At 47.9% G+C, this 11,670-nt stretch carries 10 protein-coding genes; 1 reads left to right on the forward strand and 9 read right to left on the reverse strand.

The features are described from left to right. Positions 1-247 precede the first annotated feature (247 nt). Positions 248-556 carry a transporter substrate-binding domain-containing protein gene (locus tag M977_RS18070; protein WP_064517696.1) on the forward strand — a complete coding sequence of 103 codons (309 nt, stop codon included), beginning with the start codon at positions 248-250 and terminating at the stop codon, positions 554-556. A 112-nt stretch (positions 557-668) separates the two neighbouring features. Here the strand turns inward: M977_RS18070 and M977_RS18075 are convergent, their stop codons facing one another. The 9 genes from M977_RS18075 to M977_RS18110 all read right to left on the reverse strand — a co-directional run bounded on the left by M977_RS18075 (position 669) and on the right by M977_RS18110 (position 11,652). Next, a complete protein-coding gene (locus tag M977_RS18075; RefSeq protein WP_064517698.1) occupies positions 669-1,898 on the reverse strand; it encodes an HD-GYP domain-containing protein in 1,230 nt (409 codons plus the stop codon). 371 nt (positions 1,899-2,269) lie between these two features. Beyond that, complete coding sequence (locus M977_RS18080) at positions 2,270-3,340, reverse strand: ABC transporter ATP-binding protein (protein ID WP_064517699.1); 1,071 nt, start codon at positions 3,338-3,340, stop codon at positions 2,270-2,272. Further along, a complete protein-coding gene (locus M977_RS18085; RefSeq protein ID WP_064517701.1) occupies positions 3,333-5,102 on the reverse strand; it encodes an ABC transporter permease in 1,770 nt (589 codons plus the stop codon). The genes M977_RS18080 and M977_RS18085 overlap by 8 nt, the downstream gene beginning before the upstream one ends. A 152-nt stretch (positions 5,103-5,254) precedes the next feature. Then, positions 5,255-6,343, reverse strand: coding sequence for an ABC transporter substrate-binding protein (locus M977_RS18090; RefSeq protein ID WP_064517702.1), 1,089 nt, complete (start codon positions 6,341-6,343; stop codon positions 5,255-5,257). A 232-nt stretch (positions 6,344-6,575) separates the two neighbouring features. Next, on the reverse strand, positions 6,576-7,271 hold the full coding sequence (locus M977_RS18095) for a response regulator (protein ID WP_064517978.1): 696 nt from the start codon (positions 7,269-7,271) through the stop codon (positions 6,576-6,578). Between the two features lie 13 nt (positions 7,272-7,284). Beyond that, entirely contained in the window at positions 7,285-8,916 is a 1,632-nt protein-coding gene (locus M977_RS18100; protein ID WP_064517704.1) for an ATP-binding protein, read from the reverse strand. Between the two features lie 259 nt (positions 8,917-9,175). Then, positions 9,176-10,126, reverse strand: coding sequence for a hypothetical protein (locus tag M977_RS18105; protein ID WP_064517706.1), 951 nt, complete (start codon positions 10,124-10,126; stop codon positions 9,176-9,178). A gap of 461 nt (positions 10,127-10,587) precedes the next feature. Beyond that, positions 10,588-10,731, reverse strand: coding sequence for a hypothetical protein (locus M977_RS25295; protein WP_157092089.1), 144 nt, complete (start codon positions 10,729-10,731; stop codon positions 10,588-10,590). Positions 10,732-10,857: 126 nt separating this feature from the next. Beyond that, positions 10,858-11,652: an SDR family NAD(P)-dependent oxidoreductase gene (locus tag M977_RS18110; RefSeq protein WP_064517708.1), complete on the reverse strand. Its 795-nt coding sequence runs from the start codon at positions 11,650-11,652 to the stop codon at positions 10,858-10,860. Positions 11,653-11,670: the final 18 nt, after the last annotated feature.

Consider the following 11,670-nt stretch of genomic DNA (forward strand, 5'->3'; position numbering starts at 1 on the left):
TTTCTAAGCTGGGGCTTTTTCATTTCTGTCGCTTATCACTCCAGACTTACCCTTTCATCATCAACGCTCCACCCACCAGTCCTGCAACCAGCACTTTTTAAATCCTCTACAAACGGGTAAAGCGGATATTGTTACATCGACGCTTTTAGTCACGCCATAGCGAGCAGAAGTCATTGATTGCACCAGGGCGTATGCTGGTTTGCGTTCAGTCATCGCGGCGCGACGCAGGACTCCATGCTAAGCAAAGATGCTAACCGTTCAGCGCTATGATGACGATGCAACGTTGGTCACCGCAGCCGTCAGCGGGCAAGCATACGCCGTTGCAACTTCAGCGACTCTCGTCAATCAGATAAAAAAACAGAATCCAAAACTGAATTTTGAACCAAAGATGACGCTGACCGTATTTGATTTGGCGATTGGGCTGCAAAAAAACCAGCCTGAGTTAAAAGAAAAACTTAATGCGTGGATTGAAACCAATATTAAAAATGGAAAGTTAAATGCTATATACGAAAAGTATCATGGCGAACCAATTCCGCAAGAAATATTGAATCGCTAAGATATATATGCAATTTATAGTCAGGCTATAATTGCAGGCGTAATATTGCTTGCACCCATATTTTAGCTAGCTGGATATATGGCAGTTAACAGTATGGGCGCTATTTACTCTATCAATACGAATGTTCCAAATCCATATTATCAGTAAGAGTCATCACTTCTTGTCGGTGTTCTAGTAAAATATTAACCAGTTCGCTATCAAGAGAATTATTTTCGGCTTCCTGGTGAAGGATTTCGCTCACTCTCTTCGCAGGCATTGCAGTGCGATATGGGCGGTTTTCAGTGAGTGCCACAAACACATCGGCTACCGAAATAATCCGACACTCTTGCCCAATCTCATCACCAGCCAGACTAAATGGATAACCATAACCGTTGGGTTTCTCATGATGTAGTGCTGCCCAACGCGCTATATCAGTGATAGCGCCGATGGATGAAAGCAGCTCAAAGGTATGATAACTGTGGCTTTTTAATATCGCGATATCTGCATCATCAAGTTTGCCTTCTTTGTGTAATAAACTCATCGGAATGGCCAGTTTCCCGATATCATGCAGATAGCCTGCCAATTCAATTTTCTTACACTCAACTTCAGAATAATGGCATTTCTCAGCAAGAAATCTGGCAACAATTCCCACGTGCAGTGAGTGGCGACAAGTGAAATTACAATGCATATCAATAATGGTATTCAGCAATAAGCCAAAATCCATTAGCTCATCGAGGCTGATTGTTTTATCAGCTATCGGTGAGTACATTCTCAAGAGATGTAATGGCAATGGTCTGGTTAATGCCAGCCAAAAATAGGTTTTATTTGCCAGGCGAAGAAATGCATCAACGACTAACGGATGAAAACGTGTTTCAACTTCATCTTTTATCAATTCAACGCAGCGTTCAACTGGCGACTCATGCCCACTATTTCTTAATTTAAGATATTGAATATCGATGCGGTCAGCCAGGTAAATGATATGGCTGGCGAACGGAATGCGCTCATCATCCTGATACTCACCCTGCCCATAACCCCATTTCCTATGGTGATGGAGGATGATTGATGCTTTATCCGCCAATAAAGGAACCATCTTAAAAATGGAAGCACCATAGGTTGCATGAGCGTGGCTATAAGGTTCTTGATCATCGATGGCGATTAAATAATCTTTCTTTACCAGACCACCAATATCATGCAGCAATGCAGAAATAAAAACATCTTCGCGGTATTTAGGCACTAGCTTGAGCTCAGCCGCCAGTTCATTAGCGATGAACGCCGTCCGTTTATGATGACCGTTCAATTCAGGTGCACTGGTTTCAATCGCTAATGCGATCGTTGATAAAACCTGAAAGAGATTTATTTCCACATTTATTCCTGTTGCACACAAAAAGAAATACTTGTTGATATATAAAATAAACATCCTGCCATTAACGATGTTTTATTTTATATAGACAAGTTTCATTAAGTAATGATGTGTTTATCTAAAGCATTTTATTGTTAATCGTGTTCACATTTTGTTGACAAAATATTTTGTTTTCATCATGGAAAATATAAATTAGCCGCGGCTTTAGATTGTTGCGCGGTGATTTAAACCAATAACGAAATGAAAAGCAATGCGTAAGTTGCTGATGATACATGAGCTTGATAGAGACGTTCTAATACAGCAGTAATTTGCGCAGCTTATGACTACAGAATTAATTAGTGCCGGGAGCAGCTAATCACTGCTCCCGGCAAGCATCAGGATTTAGGGAAAATCCAGACATGTTCCTCAGGTAATGCCAGATGGCAGTGCTGGGGATCGCGAAGGCTGGTGCCATAGGCGCGAATGACAAAATCATCGCCCGAAGTACGGAACAAATACTCCCAGCGATCGCCAAGATACATGCTGGTCAGCAACGGGAGTTCAAGTTGGTTTTCGCCAGGGTCGTCAACCAGCATTACGCGTTCCACGCGGATAACAGCCGTCGCTTCCTGACCATTTAGCACACCTTCACCAGCTTGTCCCCACAACATCCAGCCTTTGCCTTCGATACGCGCTTTTCCATCACGCACCTCGGTGACTTTGCCGTGCAGACGGTTGTTACTGCCCATGAATTCCGCGGTAAAGAGGGTCTTTGGTGAGCCGTACATTTCCTGTGGAGTACCTTGCTGTTCAATTTTGCCGTTATTAAGCAACAAAATTCGGTCAGATATCGCCATCGCCTCATTCTGATCGTGCGTGACCATGAGGGCTGACAAGCCCAATTTGATAATCAACTCGCGCAGGAATACACGAGCTTCTTCACGCAATTTGGCATCAAGGTTTGATAGTGGTTCATCAAGCAGAATCACCGGCGGGTTGTAGACCAGCGCTCGGCCAATCGCTACGCGCTGTTGCTGACCACCAGAGAGTTGATGCGGATGGCGTTTACCCAGATGCCCAAGACCAAGTTGGTTCAGCACGTCTTGTACGCGTTGAGTGATTTCAGCGGCAGCGACTTTGCGCAGCTTCAGCGGATAGGCCACGTTTTCGAATACGGTTTTGTGCGGCCACAGTGCGTAAGACTGAAATACCAGCCCAAGGTTGCGCTCTTCAGCAGGGATCTCGCTATGCGGTGTGCCGTCGTAAACTTTGTTTTGCCCAATGGTAATCGTGCCCTGGGTGGGTTTTTCCAGCCCGGCAACGGCGCGTAATAATGTGGTTTTGCCGCTGCCTGATGGCCCGAGCAAAGAGACCACTTCGCCACGTTTCAGATTCATGGAAACACCCTTTAGTACCGGGTTATCACCGTAGGTTAAGTGCAGGTTCTCGACCGTTAATTCAATCATGCAATTTGACTCCAAAACGAAGGGCAATCCCCAGACCTACCACCACCAGCAGGATGTTAATAAACGAGAGAGCGGCAACAATATCAATGGCTCCGGCGGCCCACAGGGAAACCAGCATTGAGCCGATGGTTTCTGTGCCTGGCGCAAGTAGGTACACGCCGGTTGAATATTCGCGCTCAAAAATCAGGAACATCAGCAACCAGGATCCAATTAGGCCGTAGCGCGATAACGGAATAGTGACGTGGCGAGTGATTTGCCCGCGTGTCGCACCGGTGCTGCGCGCAGCTTCTTCCAGTTCTGGCCCGACTTGCAGCAACGTTGAGGAAATCAACCGCAGACCGTACGCCATCCATACGACGGTATAAGCCAGCCAGACGCTGAAAATGGTACTGCGCAACGAACGCAGCCACATCACCAGGTTATCACGCAACCACTGCGACCACGGCATTCCGGAAAGCCAGCCGGATTTGAGTGCATTGTCGAGCCACATCGGCAAAAACAGGAAAACCCACAGGAATGCCAGACCCGCCAGTAGCCCTGGAACCGCGCGTGGCACCAGCACGCTGTAGTCGAGGAAACGCGTGATGTTGTCTGGTTTGCGGTGCATAGCGATGCCGATAAACAGATAACAGGCAACAGCCAGTGCGCCGCCAATAACACCAATCGCCATCGAGTTAACAATGGCGCGCAGCAGGTTTGGCTGCTCCCAGATAGTGCGGAAAGTTTGAAGCGACAGTTCATCCCAGATGGATACGCCTACGCCCCAGTTAGAAATAAACGCGCGCAGCATTACGCCAATTAACGGTACACCGATAGTCACTGTTAGCCAGAATGCCACTACCGCACCGGCTACCCAGCGCCATTTCCCCAGTGGCAATGCGCGTGCCTGTGATGCTTTGCCTTTAACCGTTACGAAGCGGTTAGCGGTACGCATCAGGCGACGCTGCAACATCACCAAGGGAATGGTGATACAAATCAGCACCACGGCAACCGCGGCCATCAGGTGATAGGAAGGCGTGCCGAGTTTATTGGTCAACTGATAGAGGTAAGTGGCCAGAACCATATTGCCTTCCGGGTCGCCCAGCACCAGCATCAGGCCGAACACTTCCAGTCCAAGGAAGAACAGCAACACGGTGGCGTACAAAATAGAAGGGCGCACCATCGGCAGACTCACGGCGGTCATTACCTGTAACGGCGAGGCACCGGCTATACGAGCAGCTTCTTCGACATCAGACCCCACGCTGCGCAGTGCTGAGGAAATATAGAGATATGCGTGTGGGACATGCGTTAGCCCGGCGATTACCACGATGCTCGACATGTCGTAGATATTCCACGGCACGAAACCAAGAATGGATTGGGCCCACAGCGAGAAGAACCCTACCGGCCCGGCGGCAACCACATACCCAAACCCCAGAACCATCGGCGAGACAAAAATAGGCACTAGGATCAGCGGTTCAATCAAACGTCTGCCTGGCAAATCGGTGCGCACCATCAAGAACGCCAGAATTCCACCCAACGGGATGGCAATAACCACAAGGCCGATGGCCAGAATAAATCCGCTTTTCAGTGCCCTGTAGAAATCAGGATCGGTAAAGATGAAGCCAAAAGATTCCAGGCTCCACTCTTTTGACGGCGAAAAGAACGGTGCAGAGAGGAAACTTTGTATCACGATGAACGACAGCGGTATGTAGATAACCAGCGCTGTTATTAACACCACAATGCCGCGTGGCAGGCTGTGCCACTTTCTTAGCAATGCACTCATACGACTTCCTTTTTTCAACGACTGATTTACCCCAGTCATTCGCGCTACAGGCAGGCGGCAATCGAGCAAATCCCGAATCACTTACTCGAGTAAGTGATTCGGGTGAGCGAGTGCAGACAACTCACCTGTAGCGTGAAAAGCGTAGGGGAAATTTACTTAGCTGCGGCAGTGCGCCACTGTTTGATGTAATCCAGACGTTTTTTCTGTTGCAGATATTCCAACAGCGTTTCATCCACAGGGATTGGTTTTAGTGCACTGCCTAACATTTTCGTCATGCCGTCGATATCATTTTTGCCTTCGATATCGTTGCGGATGGACGGGATGTCTGCCTGATTGGCCAGGATGCTTTGCCCTTTTTCAGACAGAACGTAGTCCAGCCACAGTTTCGCGGCATTACTGTTTTGCGCTTGCTGACTGATGAACGACACGCGCGACAGCACCAGGGTGTAATCCTTCGGATAGGAAATTCCCAGAGACGGGTCGGTTTTGGCGCGGGCTTCAGCGTAGGAACCCAGAATGTTAAAGCCGATCAGGTTTTCGCCTGATGAGACCCTCTCCATCATGGTACCGGTGGACGACTGCACAGACAGGCCGCCTTTAGCGATATCAGCCAGAGTTTTGAAATAATTCGGGTCGGCTCTGAAATCCTGTACAGAAAGCATGAAGCCGAGACCGGATTTCTCAATGTCGTAAGTGGTGACTTTTTTGCTGAATTTATCAGGCTGGCTGGCGATAAGTTTTGCCAGAGCGGTGTGGGAATCTGGCACTTCATTCGCCGGAATCAAACGTTTGTTATAGATAAACACTACCGGCTCGTAAGTTGTTCCGTAGGCTTTGTCTTTCCACACAGCCCATTTCGGCAATTGATCTTGCTCAGGGGATTTATATTTCTGTGCATAGTCGACTGCTAGTTTCAGCGCGGTGTCCATCGAAGAACTCCAGACCACATCGCCGCTGGTGCCGCCCGCTGCCTGTTCGCTGATATAACGGTTATACAGTTCGGTACTGTTCATATCGTTATATTCAACTTTAATACCTGGGTATGTAGCCTCAAACCCCTGAATCAGCGGGCCCGCGGCTTTGGTATCGGTGGTTGAATAGATGACCACTTTGCCTTCTTTAGTCGCCGCATCAACGACTTTTTGGTAGTCAGCCGGGTAGCCTTCAGGAAGTGCAGACATTGCGGAGCAGGACATCAGTACAGCGGTAGTGATTACAGAGAGATGTATTTTATTTAACATTGTTATTAACCTTTAGCTGCGTTTGGGTAACTAATGGTCAACATAGCGCATGGGGTTTGACAGACAATGGGGGGAGTTTTTTAACTTTCCGAATTGTGATTCGGGGCTTTTTTTAGGCAATTAACACCATTAAAACCGCGAATGCGTGCGGCTATATCGGATGACGCTACGCTGATTCACGCTACAAAAATATGCATTTACCCACCGTTGGCGGTGGGATAGGCCGTAGGCGTTATCCACCAATTTTGCGGTATAGACGTCGCGGATGACCGATATTTCCGTATTGCATCTCGACGCCGATAATACCCATCTCCACGCAATACTCGAGATAACGGCGCCCGGTGGTTTTACTAATCCCTACTTCTTCTACCACTTGTTCTACCGACCAACTGATATCAGGTCTGCTCGTAAAAATGCGCTGAACTTTCTCCAGCGTGTTCGGCTCAATTCCCTTCGTGGAAGGGGCTGAGGCCGCATTGATGGCGGGTAGGTTATACAATCGGTCCAGCGCATTCTGATCAACCGTCTTCACATGACGCAACGTTTTGACCAGTTGCATAAAGCGCTCCAGCGAACTGCGCAGGCGGTGAAATGAGACGGGCTTAATGATGTAGTCAAACGCGCCGCTGCGCATCGCCTGGCTGCAAGTTTGCATATCGCTGGCAGCAGTAATGAAAATCACCGAACAGTCGAAGCTCTTAAGCAGCGGGCTGTCTATCAAATTTACCCCCTGGCCATCCGGCAAAAAGTTGTCGAGCAATATCAGTCGTGGCTGATGTAACTCAAGCAGGGATCGCGCCTGCTCAAGTGTCGCGGCAATTCCCACGACGCGCAGGTGAAAATTTTGCTCAATGAAATCGCGATGCAAACCAGCAAGGTGGGGTTCATCTTCCACAATGACGACATCAAATGAGTTGCTGTTATTCATGGTTTTACCCTGCTCAAACATTTACCGGAAAGGGGATAAAAACAGAAAATATTGTACCTTGCGGCGTATTGTCTGTGATTTCGATACTGCCGTGAGCTTGATGGACGTAACTGGCAACCAGATATAGACCGATGCCATGTTCTGAGCCTGCCATCTCATGAATGCTTGACGGTTTAGTGGTGACGCCTTGCTCAAAAAGGTGGGGTTTTAGTTCGTCATTCACACCGCAGCCCTGGTCGGCTACTTCAATCACCAGTTCCTGATTCCTGTCTGAAATATAGAGCTCCACAGGCGCTGAATGTGTTGGGGCTTTCAACGTGGCGTCCACGGCGTTATCGAGTAAATTGCCGATTACCGACATGAGTTCAGTTTCACCCATTGTCGCGGGAATCCGGGTTAACTGGCAGGCCGGGTCAAATTTAAGCTCAATACCTTTTTCGCGCGCGCTGACGTATTTCCCTAATAACAGGCCACAAAGGGCAGGGGAGGTGAAATGCGATGAGACAAAATCCAGCACATTCTGTGCACCCTCGGATTGCGCCTGGATATAGCGTATCGCATCGTCATAGCGCTGCATCTGCAACAAACCGGCGAGTGTTGCAGTCCAGTTCAACTGTTCATGGCGCATGATGCGCAGGTTGTCTGCGTAGCGCTTCACCTGGCTTAATTGGCTGCTGAGAGTGTTCATATCGTTTTTGTCGCGGAAGCTAAAAACCCAGCCGCTTTCAGCCCCTGGTTCGAGTTCAATCGGTACACGGTTAACAATCACCTGCCGTTGATTCAGCACGGTTATTTGATCGTGATGGCTGTTATTTTCTGTCACGCCATGTTGATTAAAAAATGTCGGTGGCGTTTGTAATATCTCTTCGAGTGGTTTGCCGAGTAGTTCATTTTCAGGCTGGCGAATATCCAGCAACTCGCGCGCGGCACGGTTAATTAATATCAGCTGCCTCTGCGCGTTAACGGCAAATACACCTTCATACATCGCTTCGAGCAACGCTTTTTGTTGGAGCACTAGCAGAGCAATATCCTTTGGCTCCAGCCAGAACATTTGTTTTTTGACATTGCGGGTGAATATCCATGAAAAAATAAACAGCAGAATCAATAGCAGCAGACCATATAAACCCGCTTGCCAGAGCCGGTTGGCATTAATATTGGCAATATATGAAGTGAGATAACCAACAGAGACAATACCAATCACTTGGTTTTTAGCATTAAAGATTGGTGCCTTGCTGCGTAATGAAACACCGATGCCACCTTTACGCATAGAAATAATCGTTTTGCCTTGCAAAACTTCGGCGTTATCTCCACCAATCATTGGCAGGTTAATGCGTTCCGGGGATTCAGAGTGGTAAAGATGCTGTTCGCGTGCATCGCCTATCACAATGTAACTGGCGTCACTTTGTTTACGTAATGGCTGGATTAAACGGGCAATTGCAGCCATGTCACGGGTTGCTACCATTTCCGCCAGCCCCGGTATCAGTGCGATTTCACTGGCCTGAACACGTGCGCGTTGACCCAGGTCATGTTGTATTTGCCGGTCCATAAAGTGGAACAACATCACGCCCAGCAAAGCTAATAGCAGGCACGAAAAGAGCACCAGAGATAAAAAGAGTTTTACCTGAAAAGGTAGTCTACGCTTCATATAACCTGCCGTAATGGAAATAACGAAAACAGACTTGGGAAGCGTATCATGCAAAAAACACTGTTGTACTCTGGCAAGAGGTGAGTTGTGAAGTCACCAGAGAAACAATCATTAATTCTCACATATAAATCAGGGTTAATGGCCATATGAACTCCCGTCTTTTAATTTTTATTAATCAGACAGGATTAACCTTATTAAAACCTTAGTTTGCGATATTAATTGCGAGAGGCTATTCGGGGGATTTTACAATTACTGGTAGTCAGAAACTCATAGCCAGGCCGATACCATAACCCGTTGTGTTATTACCGAACATATAGCGAGCCACCACGCGAGTTCGGGTAATAAAAACATTATACTTACTGCTATCAAGTTCAAAGCCCAGCCCCACAGACGAAAGACTATTAAAACCGAGTTGGCCGCGTTGATCGCCAAGATATTCAGTATGTGCCCCTTCGAGCACATAGCGAACCGGGCTTTGAAGTAACGTCCAGTCAAATAAAGGTGCCCGACGACGCAGATAAAGCCCCAGATTTTCCGTGCTGGCGTGCCCTTTGACGGCACTTGAGGTATTACCGAAGGTTTGCAGGCTCATTCCGGAATAGCGCAATTCAATATCGATGTCCTGAGGCCTGGAAAATAGCTCGTAGTCGAGCATCAAAGAGCCTCCCAGACCATACGCATTGAGGCGCCCACCATCAAGAAAATCAAAATCATTATCTCTACGCTGCTCAAGCACGTAAGTGCCAACCCGTAAATCACTCACCATGGTGCCCAGCATGACATTGGCAATAGGGCGCAGTACCAGATTTCCCCCGCGTTTATCGGTATAAAGATGAAAATCCCAGCCAATACCTCCACTTGCGGTAACACTGTTCCATTTTGTTGGGATCTTGCGGCTTTCTTCACCGTTGGTCAGGATAAATTGCGGGTCATAACGGCTGTAGCTCATCGCCCCTTCAAGATAAAGGGGAAAGGATTCACTGAGTGTTGCTCCGCCCCCAAATTGGGTGATGGAAAGTTCATGGCTCTCGTTGTTACCGCTGCCAATATTAAGATCGCTGGCGGTGATGTCGGGCACAACGGTGTAGCTCATTAGAGTGAGAACCGCATCTGCGCGCTGCTTAAGACGATTGCCGTCTAATGCAAAACAAACCGGGCTGAACAGCAGTGCCGCCAGCAGGATGTGAGCGCCAGGTAACGGAACAGTCATAAGTGACTTGTAGCCTCCGATGGTCTTGACGACATGACAGGCAGAAGTAAGCAAACATAAAAGTCCTGCTAACAGACCTAGCTTTAAAGTTTAGAACTGATAACTGTAATTGACACTAGTAAACCAGAGATAAGGTGGACATAACTCCTCGCGAGGATCTCAGGTGAGTGTAATAGCGCTAGAACTTCAAGCCAGCGGATTGATAAACAACATTAATCAACAGTCATTAGAGATGATGTATTTTATCGTAACTACTTACATGATGTGCCATTACTGGATCGTATGTGTTGTGAACAATATTTGTTATAGCCAATTCTATTTTGACACTACAATTTGTAGCAGGTAGGTTGCGCTTTCGCCAATGTCTGGAGGGATTATTGAGGTCTGGCCCTGGTGATTTTTTGGGTATTTAGAGTGCAGGAAAATATAAACAGAAAAGATTTATCTTAATCGCGTAAAAATTAATCAACTTCGGTTTTAACCATCTTTTCAATCAAATGCAGGCTTTCAGAAATATGATGGAGAATATTGCCCGTATCAAAAAGTATTGCAAGCCATAGCAGGATAACCAGGGCAAGTGCGCCCATCGCAGAATAATTGAACATTTCATTACATTATTGGTAATAAGGGATTACTGATACTAATTATAGCAATCTGACTACAACCTCAATTAAACAACTCATCTTTTACAAAATTATGCAGAAAAGCGGGACGAATCCCGCGCTTTACACTTATTGTTTCTGATATCGCGGAGCAGGAATTCCTGTCCGGGAAGCAGCGAAAATCGCCAGTCGTGCAGATTCGTAGGCTTCCCATAAAGCCAGATCGTGCAGTGGTGGCACCGTCACCTCCTCGCCTTGATCCAATCCCACCAGTGCGGCATCAACCATATTTTCAGCGGTCATAATAGAATCCGGGGCCAAATGATCCATTGATACACCTGAGACTTCCCAGATTTCCGTTGCGGTGACCGCAGGCAATACCGCCTGAATGCGCACATTGCTGCCCGCAATCTCTTGCTGCAAACCACGCGTGAAATTCAGCACATATCCTTTGGTGCCGCTATACACGGCGCTCCCCGCGATGGCGTGGAGTGAGACGACTGAGGCAATGTTGATAATGGTGCCTCTATTTTGTGCCTGGAAACGGCCGAGGACGGCGAGGCTTAGACGAGTGAGCGCGGTGATATTGAGCATTATGTCTGTCTGGTGTAATTCAGCGCTGCCTGCGGTGAAAGGAGCAAGGTGCGCGGTTCCGGCATTATTGACCAGCACACTGATTCGCTCGTTACTGCGCAGCGCTTTTTCAACCACCTGAATACCGCTTTCTGCCGCCAGATCGGCCGGCAGTATCTGGACGGTGATGCCATGCAGAGCTTCAAGCTTACTCGCCAGTTCGCGCAAACGTTCTTCACGGCGTGCGACTAATAACAGGTCGTAACCGCGCGCGGCAAACCGCTCTGCGTATATCGCACCAATACCTGAAGATGCGCCCGTGATGACTGCAACAGAAGGGGAAGTGGTCATGGTAAAGCCTCGTCGTGA

The sequence above is a fragment of the Buttiauxella gaviniae ATCC 51604 genome, assembly GCF_001654835.1.
GTDB classification, from domain to species: Bacteria; Pseudomonadota; Gammaproteobacteria; order Enterobacterales; family Enterobacteriaceae; genus Buttiauxella; species Buttiauxella gaviniae.